The sequence below is a fragment of the Sphingobium sp. KKT206 genome, from assembly GCF_055640555.1.
Map to the genome: position 1 here is coordinate 171,819 of NZ_JBVMWC010000003.1, position 23,296 is coordinate 195,114.

Annotated in this window: 17 protein-coding genes and 1 pseudogene; 13 read left to right on the forward strand and 5 right to left on the reverse strand. The window is 64.2% G+C overall.

All coding sequences use genetic code 11. The features are described from left to right. Window positions 1–139 precede the first annotated feature (139 nt). Window positions 140–4,360 carry a strawberry notch-like NTP hydrolase domain-containing protein gene (locus tag ACZ2HM_RS23960; protein ID WP_129927276.1) on the reverse strand — a complete coding sequence of 1,407 codons (4,221 nt, stop codon included), beginning with the start codon at window positions 4,358–4,360 and terminating at the stop codon, window positions 140–142. A gap of 327 nt (window positions 4,361–4,687) precedes the next feature. On the opposite strand from ACZ2HM_RS23960, the gene ACZ2HM_RS23965 reads away from it, so the two are divergent. Next, window positions 4,688–4,954, forward strand: a complete 267-nt coding sequence (locus tag ACZ2HM_RS23965) for a hypothetical protein (RefSeq protein WP_017183335.1) — start codon at window positions 4,688–4,690, stop codon at window positions 4,952–4,954. Window positions 4,955–4,994: 40 nt separating this feature from the next. Here the strand turns inward: ACZ2HM_RS23965 and ACZ2HM_RS23970 are convergent, their stop codons facing one another. Then, window positions 4,995–5,840 carry a DUF7146 domain-containing protein gene (locus ACZ2HM_RS23970; RefSeq protein WP_026002420.1) on the reverse strand — a complete coding sequence of 282 codons (846 nt, stop codon included), beginning with the start codon at window positions 5,838–5,840 and terminating at the stop codon, window positions 4,995–4,997. A gap of 542 nt (window positions 5,841–6,382) precedes the next feature. Here ACZ2HM_RS23970 and ACZ2HM_RS23975 point away from each other — a divergent pair. From ACZ2HM_RS23975 to ACZ2HM_RS23985, 3 genes are all read left to right on the forward strand, one after another. Next, window positions 6,383–7,579: an AAA family ATPase gene (locus ACZ2HM_RS23975; protein WP_017183333.1), complete on the forward strand. Its 1,197-nt coding sequence runs from the start codon at window positions 6,383–6,385 to the stop codon at window positions 7,577–7,579. After that, a complete protein-coding gene (locus ACZ2HM_RS23980) occupies window positions 7,576–8,643 on the forward strand; it encodes a ParB/RepB/Spo0J family partition protein (RefSeq protein ID WP_017183332.1) in 1,068 nt (355 codons plus the stop codon). Before ACZ2HM_RS23975 ends, ACZ2HM_RS23980 begins: the two co-directional genes overlap by 4 nt. Before the next feature lie 83 nt (window positions 8,644–8,726). Then, entirely contained in the window at window positions 8,727–9,845 is a 1,119-nt protein-coding gene (locus ACZ2HM_RS23985) for a replication initiator protein A (protein ID WP_017183331.1), read from the forward strand. A 958-nt stretch (window positions 9,846–10,803) separates the two neighbouring features. Here ACZ2HM_RS23985 and ACZ2HM_RS23990 read toward each other — a convergent pair. Both ACZ2HM_RS23990 and ACZ2HM_RS23995 read right to left on the reverse strand, forming a co-directional pair. Then, window positions 10,804–11,277: a hypothetical protein gene (locus ACZ2HM_RS23990; protein ID WP_137903204.1), complete on the reverse strand. Its 474-nt coding sequence runs from the start codon at window positions 11,275–11,277 to the stop codon at window positions 10,804–10,806. 485 nt (window positions 11,278–11,762) lie between these two features. Next, window positions 11,763–12,152 carry a hypothetical protein gene (locus ACZ2HM_RS23995; protein ID WP_470427344.1) on the reverse strand — a complete coding sequence of 130 codons (390 nt, stop codon included), beginning with the start codon at window positions 12,150–12,152 and terminating at the stop codon, window positions 11,763–11,765. A gap of 151 nt (window positions 12,153–12,303) precedes the next feature. On the opposite strand from ACZ2HM_RS23995, the gene ACZ2HM_RS24000 reads away from it, so the two are divergent. From ACZ2HM_RS24000 to ACZ2HM_RS24010, 3 genes are read left to right on the forward strand one after another with little or no spacing between them, the layout of a single operon-like run. Then, complete coding sequence (locus ACZ2HM_RS24000) at window positions 12,304–13,977, forward strand: Mu transposase C-terminal domain-containing protein (protein WP_030540650.1); 1,674 nt, start codon at window positions 12,304–12,306, stop codon at window positions 13,975–13,977. After that, complete coding sequence (locus ACZ2HM_RS24005) at window positions 13,974–14,810, forward strand: TniB family NTP-binding protein (protein ID WP_030540651.1); 837 nt, start codon at window positions 13,974–13,976, stop codon at window positions 14,808–14,810. The genes ACZ2HM_RS24000 and ACZ2HM_RS24005 overlap by 4 nt, the downstream gene beginning before the upstream one ends. Further along, on the forward strand, window positions 14,807–16,069 hold the full coding sequence (locus ACZ2HM_RS24010) for a TniQ family protein (protein WP_048575061.1): 1,263 nt from the start codon (window positions 14,807–14,809) through the stop codon (window positions 16,067–16,069). Before ACZ2HM_RS24005 ends, ACZ2HM_RS24010 begins: the two co-directional genes overlap by 4 nt. A gap of 254 nt (window positions 16,070–16,323) precedes the next feature. On the opposite strand, the gene ACZ2HM_RS24015 is transcribed toward ACZ2HM_RS24010, so the two are convergent. Next, window positions 16,324–17,529: a MarR family transcriptional regulator gene (locus tag ACZ2HM_RS24015; protein WP_030538460.1), complete on the reverse strand. Its 1,206-nt coding sequence runs from the start codon at window positions 17,527–17,529 to the stop codon at window positions 16,324–16,326. Window positions 17,530–17,701: 172 nt separating this feature from the next. Here ACZ2HM_RS24015 and ACZ2HM_RS24020 point away from each other — a divergent pair, with 172 nt between their 5' ends. The 6 genes and pseudogenes from ACZ2HM_RS24020 to ACZ2HM_RS24045 all read left to right on the forward strand — a co-directional run bounded on the left by ACZ2HM_RS24020 (window position 17,702) and on the right by ACZ2HM_RS24045 (window position 23,270). Next, window positions 17,702–18,943, forward strand: coding sequence for a site-specific integrase (locus ACZ2HM_RS24020; RefSeq protein ID WP_030541452.1), 1,242 nt, complete (start codon window positions 17,702–17,704; stop codon window positions 18,941–18,943). A gap of 76 nt (window positions 18,944–19,019) precedes the next feature. Beyond that, window positions 19,020–19,523: pseudogene (locus tag ACZ2HM_RS24025) on the forward strand (TrbI/VirB10 family protein); the annotation flags it as partial. 18 nt (window positions 19,524–19,541) lie between these two features. Further along, the gene (gene trbJ / locus ACZ2HM_RS24030; RefSeq protein ID WP_341897542.1) at window positions 19,542–20,324 is read left to right on the forward strand and encodes a P-type conjugative transfer protein TrbJ; all 783 of its coding nucleotides are present in this window, start codon (window positions 19,542–19,544) and stop codon (window positions 20,322–20,324) included. Window positions 20,325–20,348: 24 nt separating this feature from the next. Beyond that, window positions 20,349–20,552: a flagellar basal body L-ring protein FlgH gene (locus ACZ2HM_RS24035; protein ID WP_299103697.1), complete on the forward strand. Its 204-nt coding sequence runs from the start codon at window positions 20,349–20,351 to the stop codon at window positions 20,550–20,552. A gap of 133 nt (window positions 20,553–20,685) precedes the next feature. After that, window positions 20,686–22,596, forward strand: a complete 1,911-nt coding sequence (gene trbL, locus ACZ2HM_RS24040) for a P-type conjugative transfer protein TrbL (protein WP_341897540.1) — start codon at window positions 20,686–20,688, stop codon at window positions 22,594–22,596. Next, a complete protein-coding gene (locus ACZ2HM_RS24045; RefSeq protein WP_341897538.1) occupies window positions 22,593–23,270 on the forward strand; it encodes a transglycosylase SLT domain-containing protein in 678 nt (225 codons plus the stop codon). The genes trbL and ACZ2HM_RS24045 overlap by 4 nt, the downstream gene beginning before the upstream one ends. Window positions 23,271–23,296: the final 26 nt, after the last annotated feature.

Genomic DNA, 23,296 nt, shown 5'->3' on the forward strand with positions numbered 1-23,296 from the left:
GACTCCAACGACCCGGACACGGCCGGGAGCCGAGCGTCCGTTTGACGCTGATGCCAGGTACGACCAGACAAGGGCATCCCCCTAGCCAACTCGGATCGGCTCGACACCGTTCGTCGAGGATTCAAAGGGCGCGTAGTAGTCATCCGGGCTCGGCGAAAATCTGGGCCAGAAGCGTCTCAGCCGAGGCCATCGGCACGAAGATGCGGGTGCGGTACTGGATCACTTCGGTGAAGCAACCGATGGATTTGAGCCAGGCCAAGCGGTCATATGGGCAACCGACGAGCTCAATTCGCGGTGAACCGTTGACGACCGACCGCTTGATCGTGAGCGGAAACGGATGGGAGACGTCGATGCTGCGCCCGGCCGTCACCGCCCTGACCACGGCATCGGCCGGCAGTGTTTCGGACCGATCGATGCCCAGCTTGGTGAAAAGCTGGGGCACATGATCGTCGAACACCAGGCGCCCGAGCCAGGACCGCCCTTCCCCGTCGACGATGCGGTTGACTGCCATGTGATCGCTCGGCAGCGCCGACCAGATCGGCAGGAGCAGGCCCGTTGCGAGGCGGATGGTCTCACTGTCGACGGTCTCGCGTGCGATCTCGACTTCCGCTGACCATTCGGTGCAAAAGGCTTCGCGGTCGACCTCCTCCCAGGAGGATTCGTAGAGATCATCCTCGCGCATATATTCGTTGCGCGTCGGCCGCATCATCTCGACGCGCGGGATCGGCGTGCCCTCCTTCTCCTCCATGAGCGATCGCGCCCGCATCCGCAGCGCCGCCTTGCCCGACTTGCGGTTGATCATGAAGCCGGCGCTTCCGTCGCCATCGGCGATCCGCAGGATGCGCTCGAGCGAGACGGGATTTCGGCGCCGCGCGATCTCGATGGTGAGCAGATGCGAGGTGGCGCCGGTGCGCGCGTCTGTGCGCAACACCACGTCATCGATCAGCGTCGCCTTGTCGACCAGGATCGTTTCGACGCCGACATCGAGGCGCCCCGCTTCGCGCGCGGCAGACACGCGCGTTTCAATCAGGGAAAGGAACTCGTCGAAGATGCTGTTCTGGAGCGCGATCGGCAGCGCGAGGATGCGATTGAGCCAGCGCTGGATCGGTGGCATCTCGTCCTTGAGGACACCGTCCTCGTTGGCCAGTTCAAGGCCGGTGCGATGCTGGAAATCGTCGAGTGTGGTGCTGGAGAGCTTGCCCGCAGCCAGCAGGTCGAACCAGGAGAGAAGCGCGGCGCAGGCATATTCGCTTTCGAGGTTGTCGGCGGGATCGAACAGGCCCTGCCCGCCGGTCTGGCGCTGGCCGCGCGTGAGCGCCCCGAGGCTGTCGAGACGCCGTGCGATCGTACTGGTGAAGCGCAGCTCGCCCTTGCAGTCGGTGGTCACCGGGCGAAACAGCGGCGTGGTGGCCTGATGCGTGCGATGGGTCCGGCCTAGCCCCTGGATCGCGCGGTCGGCGCGCCAGCCCGGCTCCAGCAGCAGATGCACGCGCTGCTCCTGGTTCGCCACGTCGAGCGAGGCATGGTAGCTGCGCCCGGTGCCGCCGGCGTCGGAAAAGACGAGCATCCGCTTCTTGCCCGCCATGAACGCCGCGGCTTCGGCTTGGCTCGTGCGGGCCGACCGGTTCTCCAGTTTCTGCCGTCCATCGCTCGCGGTGATGAGCCTTTTGGTTCGGCCAGTGACCTCCGCGACATTGTCGTGCCCGAAATGCTCGAGCAGCGCGTCGAGCGCCGACTTGATTGGCGGCATCGCGCAGAGCTTCTCGATAAGCGCGTCGCGCGCTGCCTGCGCCTCGGGATTGTAGACCGGATGGCCGTCCTCACTCACCATCGGCAGCGATCGCGGCGTGCCGGTGTCGTCCTTGAAAACGCGCATCTGGCGGGTCGGAAAGGCGCGTTCGAGGTAGTCGATTATGTACTCCCGAGGACTCAGATCAATTTCCAAGTTCGCGCGCTCATCCGGCGAGAGCTCGCCCAGCCGCCGGTCGAGGATCGATTCCGCGGTCGTCACCAGCTGGAGAACGACCGATTGTCCACCGGCCAGGTGCGCCTTCACCGCAGCGATCACGGTCGGAAGCTTCATGCTGAGGAGAAGCTGGCCGAAGAAGCGCTGCTTGGTGGATTCGAAGCGAGATCGCGCCGACGCCTTGGCCCCGCTGTTGAGGGTCGCATTTTCGATCCCGTCGACCACGGCCGTCAGTTCGAGCGCATGTTCCATGTTGCGGTGAATGATGCCCCAGGCGTCGGCATAGGCATCGTAGATCGCGATCTGCTCGGAACTGAGCTCGTGGCGCAGAATCTCATATTCGACGCCGGCGAAGCTGAGCGCCCTCGCCGTGTAGAGTCCGAGCGCCTTGAGGTCGCGCGCGACCAGCTCCATCGCCGCAATGCCACCCTTGCGGATGCCCGAGATGAACTGCTCGCGATTGCTGAAGGCCGTTTCCGGGCCCCAGAGGCCCAGCCGCACCGCATAGGCGAGATTGTTGACGTCGGACGCCCCCGTCGCCGACGCATAGAGGACGCGCGCGCCGGGAAGATGGTTCTGGAGCAGCACGCCGCAGATTCCCTGCTGCGAGCCTTCCTTCTTGCCCAGCGCGCCCTCGCCACCGGCGACCCCGCCCATCTCATGGGCTTCGTCGAAGCCGATCACGCCCTCGAAGTCCTCTCCCGCCCAGTCGATGATCTGCTGCAGCCGGCTATGATCGCCACGCGCCGAGCGGAGCGTCGGGTAGGTGACGAAGAGCACGCCCTGTTCGAGCGGGATCGCCTGATCGATCTTCCAGTTGGCGAGAGGCTGGATGTCGGCGGCGAGGCCGCCCAGCGCGGTCCAGTCGCGGCGCGCGTCTTCGAGCAGCGCCTCGTTCTTCGAGATCCAGATGTTGCGCCGGCGTCCGGCGAGCCAGCTGTCGAGAATACAGGCCGCGACCTGCCGCCCCTTCCCCGCCCCGGTGCCATCACCCAGGAAATAACCTTTGCGATAGGCGCGGCCGTCCTCGGCATCTTCGAGCCCGACGCCCTCTTTGGCGGGCCTGAACTTGCCCGGCAGGAACTGATCCCAGGCGTGGCCGGCATAGACCACGGTCTCAAGCTGCGAGGCTGAGAGCAGGCGCTCCGATACGGTTCGTTCGGGAAGATTGGGGACATAGGCCGGGATAGGTGCCGCGATCGAGCCCATCGCGACGGATTCGACCAGCGCGGTCGGATGCTCGCCGGCGGCATCGAAAGCGATGCGGCTCGGACGATAGGGAAGATAGACGCCCACCTGTTCGAGCAGCGGCGCAGGCGTGTCGAGCGGCATATAGTCGACCGGCAGCACGTTGTTGCGCACGGGAGCATGATACGGACGGGGCTGAGCGCGGCCGCTTTTCATCGCTCGGAACAGCGAAGGACTGCTCGACCGCTTTGGTGCCGGTGCCGAGGGTGCGCCAAGGGGCCCGCGTTCGTGGATGGTGAGAGCGCTGATGAGCTCGCGGATGGAGCTGCGCTGGATCGTTGCGGGGATGGCTGTGCCGGGCATCTTGTCGATGACAAAGAGCCTGACGGCGATCGACGTGCCATGCTTGAGATAGCATTTCTCGAGACGCACGGATGTCCGGACGCTGACGTCGCGCAATGTCGTCTCGAAGAGATCGCGCATCCGCGCATTGGGCCCGAACCAGTCGGGCATGATCGCGACCAGCCGTCCGCCGATCTGCAGCCGCCGCAGCGCCGCCTGGAGATGGCGCACCGCGGCGTGGGCGTCCGCGCCCAGTCCTACCGAGCGGGAAAAGGGCGGGTTCATCAGGATGAGGTTGGGGCGCGGCGCATCGGCGAGGGTCGAGTTGATCGTGGCGCCGTCATGTCCGGTGACGACCGCGTCGGGAAAGACGTCGGCGAGCCGCGCGCGGCGGGCGGGCGCATATTCGTTGAGCTGGAGCGCGGAGAAGTCGCGGCAGTGTGCTACGAGGAGACCGTTGCCGGCGCTGGGTTCGAGAATGACATCGCCGGTCTGGACATTGGCGAGCAGGACCGCGACCGCGGCGAGATCGACGGGCGTCGAGAATTGCTGCCATTCGATCTGGTCCTCGCTGCGCACGGTCTGGGTGGGCAACCGGTCGAGCAGGTCGCACGCCGCCGCGACATCGCTCAGCGAGCCGAGCGGATAGGGCCTGAATTGGAGGTAATGCGCGAGAACGTGCTCCAGGATTTCGAAGCTGTCGCGCTGGGTCCAGAGGCCATCGGCATCCGTTCCGCCATAGCCCTCGACCATCGCGGCGTTGAGGTCGGCGCGGGTGATCGGCTCGGTCGAACGCAGACGATCGACGAGAATCGTGGCCGCGCGGCGCTCGGCCGCGGTGGTGGTATCGAAGAGATCGGACATGGTGGGGTCTCCGGACTGGCTGCCCCATCGGCAGCATCAATCCTTCGCTCCCCCTTCCCTTTGACTTCTCCGCCGCGGTGCCCGACCGCGCCGGCTGCACCCATAGGGTGGCAGACGCCCTGCCGAACAGCGCGCCGCGTCAAGGTTATTGATGTTTCAAACATCAAAACTCGCATCTTAACGATGCAGGCAAGCGTTTCGTATAAGGATAGGGCCAAACGATGGATCATGCCGATCGGACGGCAGTCCTGTGGGAGTTCGCCTTGCCTGGCCGGTTCGCGTCACCGTTCGATCCCCAATCTCTCGATAAAGAGGAGCGGAGCAGCGATGACACCGACACGCGCGCTCCGCGTGCTGGTGTCGGGATCCTACGCCGGCTGCGCTGGCCACGTCGATCGGGCGGGCGCCGCGCGGCCTGATGAGCACACCATCACACGCCTGCATTCCCACGCGTTCCGCAAGAAGGTAATCATGGTCATTTTCGCGATCATCGTCGTCTCGATCCTGCTGCTGATCCTGTGTTTCGCGGTCACTGTCGCTGGGGGACGCGCGCATGACCGGCAAAACGCGCGCCGGAAAAACGATGACAGATAGCGGCAGCCTGCTTGCCAACCGGGCATTCGTTCAGAGCGCGTTAGAGGGATGTGCTCAGCTCGAGTACGCGTGCCCAATCCTTGATGCGGGGCGGCGGCGGCATCCGCTCGATCACGAGACCGGCCCTTGCATAGGCGTCTTCGGCAAGATCGGCGGCTCGGCGACCCTCAGCATCATTGTCCTGCGCAAGAACGAGCGTGGTGACGTGCTCCGGTAGCAGGATCTGGTTGAGGCGCCGCGCGCCAAGGCTCGCCCAGCAGGGAATCGCATTGAGCAGCGTGAATGCGCGTGCGGTCTCGAACCCTTCGGCGAGCGCAAGCCTGCCCTCCTGGGTCCCGCCGCATTGCCATGCCCCCCGCAGCGGCCTGCCGAGCATCAACTTCATGCGGTAGCGCGCCGTTTCCGGAACGAGGAAGATCCGCTGCACCGCCGTAAGCGTCCGACCTTCCCGCACGGCCACGAGTAGGGCTGGATGATAGGTGGTCCAGGGACGCGGTCGATAAGGGCAGCGCGGATGGAAACGCAGGTCGCCAGGGATCGGCAGCAAGATACGGCCGCTCAGATAGCGCTCGGCCAGGGTTCCTTCGACCGGCAAGGCTTCGTCCCAGAGACGTAGCGCATTGCCCGCGACCGTGGTCGGCGTGTCGGTGTAGGCGAAACGGCGGCTGATCGGTATCCGGCGCAGCTCGCGAAGCACGTCCTCCCGGCTGCAGCCAGCAAAGCAGGTCACCAGGATTCCCCGATCCCCCTGCCTGATCGACAGGCTTGGTTCCCGGTCGGCATGGGCGGGGCAAAGGCACATGGCAGTACGACCGTGCCAGCTGCCTCCGAGGCTGCCGACGAGATCGATGAGGTCTTGGGTTGGTCGTATCGCGGTGAGAGCCATTGATCAGCTCCTTTCACCAGCGGGTCTCCCCCTCCCCTTTTTCAGAGCGCCAAAGATCGCACATGGGCAGCATTGAGGATGGTGGAATGTCGGAACGCCAGGCTCTTGGGCGAAAAAGGCGCTCAACCATCGAACCACGCTCCTCAATTCATGTCGTGCGTGCAAGGATCAGGCGTTTCCCCACGGTGAGTCGCAAGACATCGATTTGCGCGTCTTGGGCCTGCGCGATTCGGACGAGGTTCGTGATTGGGATCGCTGGTGGCTGCGGTCTTCTTTGGATAGGGGCTCGCGGAAATCTATACGCCGCGCCGCATGGCATTTGTGAGTATTGCCTGCCGTGTGTAGATTTTTGGGGTTATTTCGGCTGCTGGACGCGTCCTGAAAGACTCAGCCGTTCTCGGGTCTGTACCGGCTCGTTGACCCGCAATGGCACCAATTTGACTAACCACCCTCAATTTGGCATAGTTGTCCCGAATTATGGTCATTTCAGGGTCCGTTTTCACGAACCCCTGCCAAATATTGCTGAGAAGGGGGACATCACGATGCTTTCGGGTCAGATTCTCGACGCGATGATCACCTCGTGCGAGAATGCCAAAAGCGTGCTTCGCCAGGCGGCGATCGACCCCTCCGACCGGAAGACCTTGAACATCTCCATGGGCGCTACGGTCGCCGCGGAATTTCTCGGCCGCACGCCTGAGGCGTTGTCCAAAGCGGAAGCGCGCGGGCGGCTTCCCGCGCCCAAGACGGCGGCCAATGGACGCCGTTTCTATACCGTTGAGGACCTGATCGCGATTCGCGAGGCCCTGGGTATCAAAATGGGCAAATTGCCCGAGGAACGGGCGGTCGTGCTCGCCACGCAGAACTTCAAGGGCGGGGTCAGCAAGACCACGACCGCCAAGCATCTTGCGGATTATCTCGGTCTGCGCGGATACCGCGTCCTAGTGGTCGACTGCGATCCGCAGGCCTCCATGAGCGTGATGTTCGACGTCAATCTCGAAGCGCTGGTCGACGAAACGCACACGCTATCAAACTTCCTGTCGCCGCGCATCGACGAGGCCGATTCGCTCCGCAAGACGATCCAGAGGACCTGCTGGCCGAATATCGACATCTGCCCGGCGAACCTCGGATTGCAGGATACCGAGTGGGAGTTGACGGCGACGATCGAGGAGGGTCCGACGGCCATCGCCGGGGCTTTCCGGATGCTGCGGATCGGGCTGGAAGAGGTTCGCTACGACTATGACGTCGTCATTCTCGATCCGCCCCCGGCAATGGGGTTCCTCGGCGTCAACACGCTGACCGCGGCTGATGGCTTGTTGATTCCCGTTCCCGCGAGGCAGCTCGACTATCTGTCGACCATTCATTTCATGCAGACCTGCCGTGAGGCCATGGAACTGGTGTCGAAGTTCGATTCTTCGATCGACTACGGGTTCATCCGGATCGTCTGCACCATGTTCCAGCCCAGTCGCACCAATGAAGCGCAGATGTTGCAGGTCATGGAAAAGACCTATGCCGGGCAGATGCTCTCGACACCGATCCTCCTCTCCGAAGAGGTCAAGAACGCCGGGCTCTCAATGTCGTCGATCTACGAGATAAACAAGCCCTATGGCTCGCACCAGACCTACACGCGTTGTCGGGACAACCTGAACATGGTGTTCCGGGAGATTGAGAAGGATATCTGCAAGCAGTGGCCGTCCCGGATGGCGCAGCTTGGCACCGATCGGCTGACGGAGGCGGCATGAGCAGCGCGGGCGGCAAGCGACGGAGTCTCCTGACAAACGCCATCGAGAGCATCGGCACGACGCCGGTGCCAACCCCGATTGCGAAAGACGATGGCCAGGACCTCGCGGTCCAGGAATTGCCGGGCGAGGAGCCCGCTGCCCCGTCCTTCTTGGAGCGGCGCGGCATCGCGTTCGATGAGATCGCCCGCACCGTCAAACGGCCCACGATTCGCCTGAAGCCCTCGGAATGCTCGATCTGGCGCGGCAACGCGCGCGATTACGCGGCGCTCAGCTACGATCGTTGTTCCTCGTTGATCGAATCCATTCGGGAAGAAGGCACGAACCGCGAGCCGGTGGTCGTTCGCCGGACTCCCAATAGCGATCGGCCCTACGAGCTCATCGTCGGAACGAGGCGCCATTTCTGCGTGTCCTGGCTCCACGCCAACAACCACTCGGAAATCGAGTTGGTGGCGCGGATCGAAACGCTCGACGACGAAGGTGCCTTCCGGCTAGCGGACCTTGAAAACCGCGAACGGGAGGATGTCACCGATCTCGAACGCGCGCGCAACTACCGTCATGCCGTCGATGCCTATTATGGCGGTGTCCGGACGCAGATGGCTGACCGGCTCGCGATCCCCAAGCAGAACCTTCACAACCTCCTGCAGCTCTCGGAGCTCCCGGACGAAGTCGTTTCCGCCTTTGCTGATCCAGGCGATATCAAGGTTCGTCACGGCATGCGCCTGGCGCCTCTGCTGAAGGACGAGCGGCATCGCGATGGCATCGTTGCAGCGGCGATCGAGATCGCGGCTGAGCAGGCCGCCTTGCGTAATGCCGGTGCCGACCGGATCGAAGGCAGCAAAGTGTGCGAACGCCTTGCCGGCGCAGCGCAGCCGACCAAGGCGCAACCGGCTCGCAGGGCAAAGGCGGCTCTGACGATGGCCGGCGGTGCGCAGATCGGGCAGATCCTCGTCGACACCAGGGCCAAGGGGATTACGGTCAATATCAATCCGCGCGGCGCGGCCTCGATCGATGAGATCCTCGAGACCCTGCGGCCGGTTTTGGAAGCTGCGAAATTCACTCGGTGACGACGGACGGATTTAGGGATTATATTTGTAAAACAATCAGTTAGATGAGAGTAAAACGTGTTTTACTCCGCCCAGGACATGCGATGCCAAAGAACGCCCGCGAAGACGGTCAGGTCGACCTCTTTCTTCCTCAGCTCACGACGCTGCCCCTCCGGGACCAGCGCGAGACGATGGAGCGGCCGTTCTTCTCTCTGTCCAAGCGCAAGCGCCTGAAGCCGATCGATTATGTAAGCCCCGACCGGAAGATCACCGTGCATGTCACGGCGAACTCGGAGTATGGGCTGGCGACGATCTACGATCTCGACATTCTCATCTACTGCGCGTCGGTGCTCATCGAACACAAGCGCCGCGGAACGAACGACATTCCCCAGACCCTGCATGTCGTGCCCTATGACATGCTCCGGACGCTTAAGCGCGAAGTTGGCGGGCGCGCCTATGATCTCCTCGGCAATGCGCTCGACAGGCTGCAGTCGACGACCGTCAAGACGAACATCCGCTCGGGAGACTCGGTCGAAACGACATTCTCCTGGATCGATAGCTATAGCCAGCTGAAGGATCGCACGGGCAATATCCGCGGCATGCGGATCACCCTCGCCAAATGGTTCTATGACGGCGTGCTCATGGAGGGCGGCGTCCTCGCGATCGATCCTGCGTATTTCTCGCTAACGGGCGGACGCGAGCGGTGGCTCTATCGGGTTGCCAGGAAGCATGCCGGCGGCGCTGGTTCCGATGGATTTGCCATTTCCATGCCCACCTTGTTCGAGAAATCCGGCGCTGAAGGCGACTACCGTCGGTTCAAGTTCGAGATGACCAAGATCGTGAAAGAGGATTCCCTACCCGGTTATTCGCTCGAGCTGGAATCGCGGGATGACGCTGAACCCTTCCTGCGCATGGTCCGCCGAGACCTGTCCCAGGAGGCAGTAGGAACCCCCTCCCCTGCCCCGGTCCCCGCGCCAGCTTCCAAAACCGTGTTGAGCAAAGCTTCGGCCGACGAACGGGAGATCGTCTTCCCTGACGGTCATATTGCGCACACACCGTTCGGCGCGATCGCTCGCGCCAACCTACCGAGCCCGCAGCGAGACTACGGCCTGGTGGCCAGCGACTTTCGTGCGTTCCTGCGTCAACGCGAGATCGCCTACAACGCCAAGAACATCACCCAGATATTCGCGACGTTCTGCTCCAAGCAGCGCCCTGCCCTCTAGGTCAACAGCCGCAGACCGTGGAACTGCCCGACCGACCGTTCCTGTAGTACCGCGTCAAACCCGCCGGCATCGCGGCTGACCAATCACCCTGCCCGGCGGCCCACCCTCACCTGCGGATTCTCCGCCCGATCCGTACGCCGTGATCGCAATAGGGTCCTCGCAATGGCGACGGTCAGTGAGACGTCCAGCGCCCGGCACTCAGAAATCTGAAAGCAGAACAGCACAACAGAGCGCGACCGCAAGATATCGGTATATTGGGAACGCGCGCCAGACGCCTGCAAGACGCGCCGAGGCCGGATCAGGCTGCACGACGTCAATGTTCAGGCTCGCCCGACGGTCACGGGAGCCACGCCGAGCGGGCGGGTAGGGGGCCTCTCCATGTTGACCAACAGATGCGCAAGGCCCTGAGCGCAAGGCCGTTCCTGAAATACCGTGAGAATGCCCCACACTGGCGGAGCCGGCGCCCAACTCCGTTGCGGGGCCACTGGAATAGCCGTTCCCCAAGTACCGTGTACGGCCCGATGAATTCGGTCCAAAGGCCAGGAGGGCGCCCGAACGGCCGGACGAAGTCGCTGCCGGCACGCACCTATGAGCCAGTCTCGCGCCATCGATTTAACCAAACGGCGATGTCCTACAGCGGCGAAGCACCCCAGAGGGCACCTCGGCGTTCCTGAAATACCGTGGCGAGTCGCTATTGCGAATCTGGGGTCGCCGAATCGATCCGTAAGCCGCTAACCCGCGGACGCAACCGCCCGCCAAATGAGGCAATCTGAAATAGCCTGAACGCTGGAAAAGACCCTGTTTTCCGGTATATAGGTCCCGGTAAAACGCATTTTACTCACAGGACAGCACGAGCCGAGGCACGGTATTTCAGGAACGCAGCACGGTACTTTGGGAACCGAATCACGGTTCAATGGGAACGGATAGCTAGGTACTTCGGGAACGGCCGAACGGTATTTTAGGAACGGGGCAATGCGCGCGACTCGTGATGAATCCGTGAGTCGCAGGCAAGCCGTCCACAGGCTAACTTTTGAACCTTAGAGTCTAAACGAAGTAACGCCGCCTGCGGCGCTTCCTCTCTTTGAAAGAGATTCAAGAGGGAAGGGGAAACGAACTCGGAAGGCTGCAACACAAGCGAGAGCATCATAGCAAGGCCGGTGGTGACGAATTCCAACGATGGTAGCGCCAGCCTGAAGAGTGTTTCGATTCGTGGCTTGACCGGATCGCGCGGCGCCACGACACCTCGCGCAGAACCTTGTTCCGCTATTTCGATTTCGATACCGATCCGGAAGATTATGATCCGGCGCGCGGCAAGCTCGACCTGCCGACGTGGCATCATGCGGCCATCGACGAACTCGTTACCGGGCTGGGATGGGCAGTGAATATCGGCAGCGCTGCGGTGATGGACGGTTTTTCCGCGTGGCCCGCGCATTGGTTGTTGCCACCCGCCCTGCGCCACTATGGGTGCGCATGCTGCTGGTCCGGCATGCTAGCCGAAGGGCGGTCGCTTCATATCGCAAGGAATGAATATCGAGCGCCAACTTGTGGTGTCACGAGCATCAATTGCCCTTGTCGGTGATGCCGGCATCCGATGGGTCTCGCCGCGATGACAGGCTTGCGACGTCGCTGGCACGCCTCGATAAGGCCGCGCGCGACTTGGCGCGTGCGGTGCGCCCGACGGGGCGGTCCGATCGGTCGCCATGCGGCGCGCGATTACGGACATGGCTTGTTCGGCTTCATAGGCAGCTCATTGGTGCAAAATTGGGTGGATGACGGTCGGCGTGGCGCGCTCGGCATGTAAATTTGCCCTGAGAAGCCCGTACAGCGCGATTTGAGGCCCTTGCTATAGTCGTGCCTGGCTCAGTGTCGTTTTGGCGCTGTAAGGGGCATTTGCGGGGACGCGATTTTCGCCGGATTTCAGCTTTCGCCGTCCGATCGATCGTCTCGATCGTCGTAGCGCGCCAGCAGGGCGTCGATCTGCGCGAGCGCGGCATCATAGTCCTCGAGCGCCTCACTCGAAAAGTGGCCCGGTTCATCGGTCAGCGCGGATGGCGCAAGGGGCGCCCGAGTGTGCGTAACCGAATAGAGCTTGACCCCCGACAGGGTTTCGATGGTCAGGTCGCCTGCCTGCGACAGGGCGGCAAGCATGGTCCGCACCCCGAGGCGGGTGGCGCCCAGCACGGCTTCGATCTGGGACGAACGCAGCGGGCCAAAGCCGGAGAGGAGGCCGTAGAGTTGCGGGGCACGTGAACTCGCGCGCTTCCCGCTATAACGATCGGCGAGGTCTCTGCATATGTCAGCCGACAAAATAGGCTACATTTCAATAATATCATGTAATATCAATATATTACATCGGATGCTCTGCGAGTAATTCTGTCTAGGGCAATATACACGTCGCGGTGTTCGACAAAATAAGCTACATTTCGCGGACAGCAAAAATCATTGGGGAGCCCGTTCCGTGATTGAGCGCAAGCCGTCTCCAGCGCCCCGGCGGAGCCTCAAATCGCTTGAGGCGGGATTGGCTCTCTACCCCCATTTCCGGCGACATATATCGCTTTCCGGCCCGGTGACAGCGGCTCAGGTTCAGGCGATTTCCGAGGCAACCGGCCTTAAAGAGCGGCAGATACGGACACTGGCCGCGCGCTTCCGGGTGCATCCGGTCGCGGAAACGCTGGCTCCAAAACCGCGTGGACCCGCTGTTGGATCGCACAGGATCGATCCCGAGGTGAGGGCCGCCATCGAGACGTTGATCGACGAAATTGCGCTCAAGATGGTGCCGCCATCGCGTGCGGAAGCGGCGCGGCAGATTTGGGGCCTGTTGCACGCGGACAACGGAGATCATCGCTTTCCCGCCGATCTGATCCCAAGCGAGAAGACGATCGAGCGGCTTCTGGCTGAGATTCCGAGCCGTGTTTGGGCGAAAGCGACGATGGGATCGAAGACGCGGAGCGCCCATGAACCGCACCCCGGCGAATATGCAAGCGAGGGATTTCTCGACCTGGTTCAGATGGATCACACCAAGGGCGATGTCATCCTGGTCGATAGTCTGCGGCGCGAACAGCTCGGAAGACCGTGGATCACCTTCCTCATCGAAATCTGGACCCGGTCCATTCTTGGTTACTATGTCAGCTTCGGCGACCCCTCGATATTCCGGTGCGGACGGGCGGTTGCGAGCGCTGTGTTGCCCAAAGAGCCGGCCCTCGCCCACCTGGGCGTCGATGTCAGCTATCCGATGCACGGTTTGTTCCGGCGCTTGCATGCCGATCAGGCCAAACCGCATCGCTCCGAAGCCTTCCGGCGCGCCTGCGTCCGCAATGGGATTGGCCCCGATGTGCGGAGGCCCGGGCCGGCCCATCTTGGCGGGCATATCGAGCGGCTGATCGGCACGATGATTGGAAAACTGCGGCTTTTGCCCGGTGCGACCGGATCGAACGTGGCGGCGCGCGACGGCTATGATGCCGAGGCGGACGCGGCGATGACGCTTGTGGAATTCGAGCGCTGGCTGCTGTGCCAGATCGCGATCTATCATCACGCGCCGCATAGCGCGCTGGGCGGCCTGTGTCCGGCCCAGATGTGGGAGCGCGAGGCGGCGAAGCACAGCCCGCTGCTGCCCGTGTCGGTCGATGCGGGCGAACTGTTCCGCCAGTTTCTGCCGTCGAAGTCGCTCACGGTCCATGCCAAGGGTATCCAGATCAGATATCGCCATTACTGGCACCCGATGCTTGCCGCCAGGATCGGCCAAAGGGTCGAGATCAGCTGGGATGAGCGGACGATCCAGCATATCTACGCCGACCTCGACGGCCGCTATGTCGAATTGCCGGTTGTCGGCGACTATCCCGACGTCTGGGAGGCGGATTGGGAGGCCGCCAGGGCAGGAGTGCGGGCGCTAGGCCGGGCCTACCAGGCCGATGGCGGTCGCGCGGCGACGGCGCGGGCGGTGGCCGCCGCCAATCAGGAAATCCACCGCGCCCGCGTTCGCACGAAGGCGGCGCGGCGCCAGGCAAAGCGCCGCGAAGGCGAGGGGACGACGCTCGCGGACCTCCGGTATGGCGAAGCGCCGGAAAAGCCGCCCATTGACTGGAAACCGGTCGCCGAGCTCAGCGAAGACGACTGGTTGCAGGAGCGGACATGAGCGCCGCTGCGACCGCGCCATCGCTGGCGCCCTCCTTCTGGATCGATTTCGAAGAAGCGCGGAACGCGGTCGAGACGATCGTCGATGTCGCGCATGACGATCCCGAGGAACGCCCGACCTGCATCGTGCTCACCGGACAGTCCGGCATGGGCAAAACCTCGATCCTGCGCGAAGCGCAGCGCCGCCTTGCCGAAGCCTTTCCCGAGCCCGCCGATTGGGGCGAGGCGCGCTATCAGCCCGTGCTGCGCACGGTCATTCCCTCGAGTCCGACCTCGCTCAAGATCAACCTCGCCCTGCTCTGGAAACAGGGCTGGCCGATCCGCACGAACACGCACAAAACCGCCGATTTGAAGGTCGTCGACCTGCTGGCCGAACAGGGCACGCGGCTGGTCGCGATCGACAATGTCCATGTGATCCTGACCGCGAGCGGCGTTGCGCGGCGCGATACGCTCGATGCGTTCCGCTTCCTGATGAGCGCGGGCAATGTGCCGCTGGTCGTGGCGGGCCTCGATGTCGCCCGGCAGATCTTCGCCGACGATGTCGAGCTGGCGTACCGCTCAATCATCCTCAAATTGCCGTTATGGGAGCCGGGCGAGCCCGCGCAGCGCCTGATCCGCGCGCTGGCCCGCGGCATGGGGATGGAGGAGCCCGACCATCTCGCCGAACCCGCGTTCGCCGAGCGCATCTGGCGGACCAGCGGCGGGGTCACCGGGAACTTCAAGCGCATCCTGCACTGGTCGGGAAAGGTCGCGCGGCGGCATGACCGCCGGTTCGTGACCCAGGACGATATCACCGAGGCGCTGCAATTGTTTACGCCTTATAGCCCGGAATGAGCGGGCGGGAGATCGAGCCGCTGGCGTTTCGGGTGAGGCCGCTGCCCGAGGAATGTTTCGAATCCTGGCTGCGCCGCCTGGCCGCGCGTCATGAGACCACGCCCAAAGCGCTGTTTCGCCATCTCGGCATCGACGCGGCGCTCGCCGATCGCGACCTGGCCGTGTCGCCCGTACCGGCCACGTCGCGCGTACCGGCCACGTCGCGCGCATCGGCTTGGTTGGCCGCGCCGGCGCCGGCGGTCGCTGGCGTGCCGGACCGCCGCCAGGTGATGGTAGAACGGCTCGCGTGGGCGACGATGGTGCCCGCGAAGGCGATTTCTAGGACGTTCGTCGGCTGTGGGCGCGGCGATCTGTTGCCGCTGACGCTGCGGTCAATCGGCTGCGCCCAGTGCTGGCTTGACTGGCTGGTGTCCGGCGCGCCGTGGCGGATCGAGCGGAGCTGGATCTTGCGCGTGACGACCTTCTGCGACCGTCATGCGCTGTTGCTGACCGATCTTGCGGGGATCAGGGCCCTGGGGCGGACGCAGGCCGCCGAGCGGGCGCTCGCGGCCCGGGTCGCGCGCACGCGCGCGCAAATGGCGCGGTTTGCCTTCGTCAAAACCCGAGTGCTGTGGAACGGGATGATTGCGCGGGAGCAAATCCGCGGCGCCCGCCCCGGTGACCGGGTAGGTTGGGAGCGGTACCGGGCGGCGCTGGTCGGCAACCGCTTCCACTACGCTCCGGTGCGTCATCTGCTGCTGGCGGCGCTCCACAGCAGTGACGGGCTGAAAGCCGGGCGATGGGAGCAAATCTTCCGCTTCGATGCGCAGCCGGCACGCCTGCCGCGAAAGGCGGCTTCCGGCGTCGGACCCCAATTATCGGATCTGGCGGAGGCGATCGCCAGGGTCGGCCTGCGGCAGCTCGACCGCGAGCGTCGCCGGCTCACCATGGTCTGCGAGCAGCTCGAGCAGGCCAAGCGCAATTATCCCCGTGCCCATTTGATGCAGGGGCTGAAGGCTCGCCGCGCGGCGCTGGCGCGCGCGGTACGAGACGCCGCCGCGACGGAGAGCGCGGCGATGTCAGCGCAGCGCCGTGGTTTCCAGGAGGCGCTGTTTTACCTGCAAGCATCGGGGATGGTGGGCGCGGCGATGTCCGCCGGCTGCGCCGAGCCGGCTTGCAGCGCGAATGGCGATCTGTGGCGGGCGCGGCTCGCCGCCTGCTTCGCCGCTCCCAGGTTTCGCATCCTGCTCGATCTGCCGGGTCATGGGCGCGGATGGTAAAGCCGGACGGCGACGGTCGCCCATTGGGCATTTCGCGCGAATTTGCCCTCAGGAGGCCCGTAGGGCGTGGTGGCGGCCTCTGGGCGCCCCCTCCTATCCGAGACCGCCTTTTTGCGCTCCCAGGGGCTTTTGCGCGAACTTTCCTTTGATCGTTCAAAGACAGGTCATGGCCTGAAACGGCGGCGCGAGTCCCGTATCGGGCGCGTCGATTTGAAGTTTCTGCCGGGGTTTCCTATCTTGCCGTGTTGCCGGGGTCATTCGCGCGCCGTCTCCATACGGGCGAGCACGCGCTCGACATCGGCCATGGCCGCGTCGAACGCGGCGAACGTCGCGCCGGAGCTGGTTTCAACGGATCTGCTTTCACCCTCGGCCGCCAGCGTGGCACGGCGCGCGCGGGGCAGGGCGCGGATGATCGTGTGATGTTCGTACGCCGCCCGCTCGGCGAGGCCCGCTTTGACGAGGGCGGCGACGAGATCGCGCACGCCGTTTTTCGAAACGCCAAGGGCCTTCTCGATCTGGAGCGGGCGCAGCGGTCCGAAGCCCGCGAGCAGCCGGTAGAGCAGCGGCGCGCGCGAGGTCGAACGCAGGACGGTCATCGCCTCATGCACTTCGCGCACGCTCGCATGGGCTGCATCGAGCTGGTCGCTCAGCCGCTGCGCAGCTTCGCCGGCGGCCTCGGCCGTGATAATGGCGCGCTCGCGGGACCAGAGCTCGGGTCTGAGCGCCTCGGCGCGCACGGCTCCGGGCAGGGGCAGCGGCCTGGTCGCTGGCGCGCTCCGCGCGATCAGGGCGCCGGCGAGGAGATCGAGCGCCCACAGCGGCGTGGCCGTCCGCGTCTGCTCGAAGGAGACCGGCCCGGCGGGCAGGGGGAGCAGCTGGTAGCTGCGCTCGGTGGGCGCGAAATGCGGCGAGGCGGCCGCGGCCCGATGCAGGCGATCGAGCGCGGCGAGGGGCCAGTCGTCCGCGCGATCGTCGGCGGGCGGCTCGGCGAGCCGCGCCGCTTCCGCTACGGCGAACGCGGGGGCATCGCCGCGCTCGCCTTGCGGGGCGCCCTCGCCGCGATGGAAATGCGCTGCGGCGCGGATTTGGATGGCCGTGTCGGCGAGCGGCGCCCAGGCCGACAGCGAGAGCTCGGCGAGCAGCGTGTCGGCGACCAGCGAGGGCGGGGCTGCGACATGGGCGGTGGCGTCGGGCACGGGCTGGAGGCCGGAAAACCATGCGGAAAACCAGCTGTTCGCGCCGGAAAAGCCGCTACCCGTGAGCGCTTCGACGAGGAGCAGGCGGGCGAGCGCGGCGCAGAATTGATGCGCAACTTGCGCGGGCACATGCGCTAAACGGCCTTGCAGCTGGCCCCAGGTGAGCGCCGCGCGCACCCTTGCCGTCATCAGGTCTTCGATCGGCGCATCTTCGTCCGATCGGAGCGGATGGAATCGGGTCGATGGATCGCAAAAATCGGGCATGTCGCAAGGGTAACCTAAACTGCCTTAACTGCACCATCCCTAGCACGCCCTTTTTTGCACTATCGATAATAGAGTGTTATCGATAGTGACTTCGGCGAAATCGGGGTTATAGTCCCCCGGTATGCGCGCCAAATCCGTCCTGTCGATCGCTGCACAGACAGAGCGTCTGCCCATGCCCAAGCGCTCGGTTTCCGCGGAGATCGTGACGATCCTGGCACCCGGCGAGGCGCCGCTGCCCCAGCGGCGGTCGGGCGCCGCGCAAGATCGCGCGGTCCAGCTCGTCGAGTTGCTTCAGGAGCTGACAGGCGAAGGCGCCAGCCTGGTCGAACTCAACTTCCAGAAGAGCATCGAGGCGCGGGCGCCCGCCAGCATCAAGGCGCTCGCGGTCGATCTCGATTGCTACGCGCGCTTCTCGGCCGAGCGCGGCGGGATCGGCCTGCCCGCCGACGAAGCGCGGCTTGTCGCCTATATTGACTATTGCGAGGCGCGGCGGCTCAAGCCGGCGACCGTGTCCCGGCGCCTGTCCTCGCTGGCGGTGGCCCATCACCTTCTCGACGTTCCATGCCCCGTCGGTGCCGTCGTGGTCCGCGATGCGCTGCGTGGGCTGCGGCGTCGGGCCGGAGTCCGGCAGCGCCAGGCCGGCCCGTTGCGGCTCGGCGAAGGGATCGGGCGGGAAGCCGTCAGGGGGTTCACGCTGTCGGTGCTGCTCGAGGCGTGTGGGCGCGACGTCGCTGGCCTGCGCGACGCGGCGATCCTGTCGCTCGGCTATGATGCGGGTTTGCGCGTATCGGAGCTGGTGGCCGTCGCCGTCGAATTGATGGAAGCGCAAGAGGATGGATCGGGGCTGCTCGAGGTGCCCCACTCGAAAACCGACCAGGAAGGGCAAGGGGCCTGGGTGTGGCTGTCGCCCGACACGATGCGGCGTGTCGCTCTTTGGCGCGAGGCCGCATCAATCCGCGCGGGCGCCTTGTTCCGCCGCGTAGCGGTGATCCGGACCAAACCCCGCGAAGCGCGCCGGGCGCTCGCGATCGAGGATCTGGCCTATCATGCCCGGGTCGATCGGGAACGCATGGCGGCGCGGCCTGCGCGCGCGGCCACGGTGACCTACGGAATTGGCGAGCGCGCGCTGACGCCGGCGGCGATGCGGCTGATCATCAAGCGCACGGCGCTCGCCGCAGCCGACCAGGGCCTGGTCGATCTCATGGGCGCCGATCTCGACCATGCGATCGATGCGCTGAGCACGCATTCGTTGCGCGTCGGCCTGACCCAGGATCTGTTCGCCAATGGCGAGGATGCGGGACCGATCGCGCAGGCATTGCGATGGACCTCGACCGCCACTGCACTCCGCTACGGCCGCAAGCTCGCTCCGTCGTCCAACGCGGCGGCGCGTATGTTGAAGGGTGTCAGGAAATAACGCCGGTGCAGAGAATTTTGTCGGTCAGGTGAATTGGCGTGGGGTGTCGGATGCAGTGTTCTTTGTCCGTTCACAACAGAACGTCTATGACAGCGCGACGGGCAAATACCTCCTGATCCCGCAAGGCGCGCGGCTGGTGGGCTCCTACTCCGCTGACGTTCAATATGGACAATCGCGTGTGCTGATCGCGTGGCAGCGGATCGTCTTTCCGGATGGCAAGGCGATGGACATTGGCGCGATGCCCGGCTCGGACAGCGCCGGCTATGGCGGCTTCAAGGACAAGGTGAATAATCACTATCTGCGCATCTTCGGATCGGCCTTGTTCATGTCTGGCGTGACGGCGGGCGCAACGCTCAGTCAGCCCCAATCCAACTTCGATAGCAACGGCAACAGCCGTCAAAGCGCAAGCTCGGCCCTGAGCGAAGCCCTCGGGCAACAGCTTGGTCAAGCTACCGCTATGATGATCCAAAAGAACCTCAATATCTCCCCTACGTTGATGATCCGGCCCGGCTTCCGGTTCAACGTCGTGGTCACGAAAGACCTCGCGTTTTCAAAGCCGTATCGTGCTTTCGACTATTAACCCCAAGGAGTGAGTCCAATGCGAAAGGTAATTTTAGCCGCTAAAATTGGCTTCGGGCTGGCCGTCATCGCCGCCCCGATGACAACGCCCGCTTACGCGCAGTTCGCCGTGGTCGATGTGGCGAGCGTCAAGCAAAACACCATCACGGCTGTCCAGAGCGTCGCACAGGTGGCGAAGCAGGTTCAGCAGTACCAAACCCAGCTTCAACAATATCAGAACATGCTCAAAAATACGCTGGCTCCTGCGGCCTACGTGTGGAGCCAAGCCCAAAGCACCATCGACGGGCTGCAAAATACGTCGAATACGCTCAACTCGTTGACACGCCAGACGGGCGGGATCGACGCCTATCTGAGCCAATTTCAAAATCCGAATTACTACAGAAACTCGGCCTGCTTTTCGGCGACAGGTTGCACCGCTGCACAGCGCGCCGCCCTTCAAACCAATCAGCGTGCCAAGCAACAGCTTCTCATGGCGTCAAACGACGATGTGCTGCGGGGTATCAGTGACCAACAGACGCAGTTGAAGCAGGAAGCAGCGACGCTCGAACAGATGCAGCGCAACGCCCAATCGGCGGACGGGCAGGCGCAGGCCCTCGGCTATGCCAACCAGTTCGCCGCTAATCAGGCCAACCAGCTTCTCGCCCTGCGCCAGCAGCTAATGGCGCAGCAGGCCGCCACGCTGGCCGTCCAGCAGGCCGCTATGGACGAAAAGGCTCTGCGGGTCGCGGCGTCTGAAAAGGCACGCTCTGGCTCTTACACAAAGGATGCGGCCGGCACCTATGGCTATACGACGCCAAACTGATCGCGCCGATAGGAGGATGACGAAATGAATATGAAGCTCGTGGGTCTCTTGGTGGCGGTTATCGTCATCCTCCTCGGCCTGCTCGTGATGATGATGCGTGCCAAACCCGAAGTGGTCGAACCCGTTGCTGTCACCGCGCCAGCCCCGATCCAGCCAAAACCGAATCCGCGCGGCGGGTCTTATAAGAAAACACCGCCGGGGAAGTACGAATACACAACGCCGAAATGAGCGAGTGAAGTTCGGATAACTGAGGGCCGGAACGATGGTTGTATCTCGCAATAAGCTGGCCCTGTTGGGGCTCTGCACGTTGGTAGCATTAACGGTAGCGACGCCTGCCTTGGCCCAAACTGAGGGCGGCGGCATGTTCACCGATATCCAGAATCGCTACGCGGCGGCGGCCCGTGGCTGGTCCTCTGCGATGACAAGTGCAGCCTCGTTCCTGTTTTGGGGTCTGGCGGCGATCAGCCTAGTGTGGACGATGGGCCTCATGGCTCTACGCCGCGCCGATCTTGGAGAGTTTTTCTCCGAGTTCATCCGGTTTGTGGTCTTCACCGGCTTCTATTTCTTCCTGCTGACGAATGGCCCCTCGATCGCGGACGCCATCATTCGATCTCTGCAACAGCTAGGCTCCAACGCAGCGAGCATAGGCCCTGTAACGCCGGGAAGCATTGTCGATATCGGTTTCGATATCGTCTCCACGACGGTCGATCAGTCTTCGATTTGGGAGCCTGTGGATTCTGCGGTCGGGATCATCATCGCGTGCATTATTCTCGTGGTGCTGGCCCTTGTGGCGGTCAACATGCTCCTGCTGCTCGTGTCAGCATGGATACTCGCTTTCGGCGGCATCTTCTTCCTTGGTTTCGGGGGTTCCCGTTGGACCTCGGACATGGCGATCAACTATTTCAAGACGGTGCTCGGCGTGGCGGCGTCACTAATGGCGATGGTTCTACTCGTCGGCATCGGAAAGACGTTTGTTGACCAATATCACGCCAGCATGTCGTCAGTGACGACGATCAAGGAACTGGCGGCGATGATGGTCGCCTGCGTGATCCTGTTGGCGCTGGTCAATAAGATTCCCGGCATTGTCGCCGGCATCATAACCGGGGCGAGTGTCGGCGGTGCTGCGAATGTCGGGTCGCTCGGCGCGGGCGCGGCGATGACTGCGGGCGGCATGGCTGTTGCGGCGGCGGCAACTGGCGGCGCGGCGCTCGCGGCCGGGGCTGCGAACGCCGCTGGCGGCGCAAGCGCGATAAGCGCCGCGTTCAAGTCGGCGCAGGAAAACATGGCAAGCGGCGGCGGCATGTTCTCGGGCTCGGGCGGCGGTTCCTCGTCCGGCGGCGGGTCCAGCGGGAGCGGTAGTCTCGGACCTGACGGCGGCGGCGGCGGTGGCGGCGGTGGCGGTGGCGGTGGCGGCCCTTCTCCGCTTTCCTCGGCGATGGGTGGCGGTCGCGCTGGTGGCGCGAACGACAACGCCGGGGGTGGACGTAGCGCCGCGACGGCGGAAGGCGGCGGCGCTGAGACTGCGACCTCTGGCGCTGGCTCGCCGGCTGGCACTACCGGCGGCGGGATCGCCGGGGCGGTCGGGGAGCCCGATGGCGCGGCGGCCGGGTCAGCCGAAGAAGTCGTGGCCGCGACGGCGGAAGCCGGCTCTGCGGCGCAAGCGTCCGCTGCGCTGGGTGAAGACGGCGGCGGGGCCGGCGGCGCGGGAGAAGGCGGCGGCGGATCGCAGGGCCGTAGCGCGTTGGCGACGGGTGCTCTGTTCGCGGCCGATATGGCTTCTAACCTCGGCGGTGGGATCGCGCGAACCGCTTCAAACAAAATGGGCGCTGTAGCTGACGCGGCTCGCGCGCGTGTCGCCGGAACGGTCGGCGGCCAAATCGCATCGGAAATCCGCAACCCCGGCTCGGCGGCTGCGAGGCGGAAAGGCGGCGGCGAAACCCTGACGCCAGCAACCGGGGCAGGGGGATCGCGCGGGGGATCGCGTGGCGGTGGAAGCTCGGGCGGCACTGGCGGCGGCGAGTTCGGCTCGTATGGATCAACAACCTCGCCGATCGGCTCCTATTCGTCCGGTAGTTCGGGCTCGTTCGGTGGTGGTGGCTCTGACGGCGGCGCGCTCGATGGCGACGGCGGCCCTTCGGAAGCGATCGGCGCGGACCCCGGCGGGTTTGGCGGCGACGCGATCTCGGGAAGTCAGCGGGGTAGCAACCCCTCAACTCGTGTGGACGCCAGCAATGAAGTTTCCGAGTTTGTGAATCGGGGGAATAATCCATGATGCCAGCGGATATCCCGCCCGCGATCCATGAAAAGGTCGTCTGCTCGATCGGCGCGGCGGCCAAGTATGGCGTGCCTGCCAACATCATCCTTGCCGTCGCTCAAAAGGAAGGCGGCAAGCCGGGGCAATGGGTCCGCAACACCAACGCGACCTATGATATCGGCTCGATGCAGTTCAACACCGCCTATATTCGCACGCTCGCGCGCTACGGGATCGGGACGGCGGACGTGGCGCAACCGGGCTGCTATTCCTACGATCTGGCGGCGTGGCGGCTGCGCGGACACATCAAAAACGATCGCGGCGATATCTGGACGCGGGTGGCGAATTACCACTCGCGAACGCCGATCCACAACGCCCCTTATCGGGCGGCGATCATGGTCTATGCACGCCAATGGGGTAGCTGGCTGTCGTCGCGCTTCCATACCTATGACACTCTGACCGTGACGCCTCAGACGATCGCGACGGTGAATAATGCGCCGGTCACAACCGCCCCTGTCATCGCTGCGAGGCCGACTCCCCAAGCCTCGCCTGTTCGGGTGGCGGCCGTAGCGAAGCGCGCTCCTCGGGCCTCTCCGAAGGCCGGGAGCATGAACCCCTATTCGTCGCCGATCCGGGTGGTTTCCTACAATCCCTCCGGATACGTCCCGCGCTCGATCGCGGCCGTGGAGGAATGACGGTGGGCGGCTCTTGGCCCCCGCAC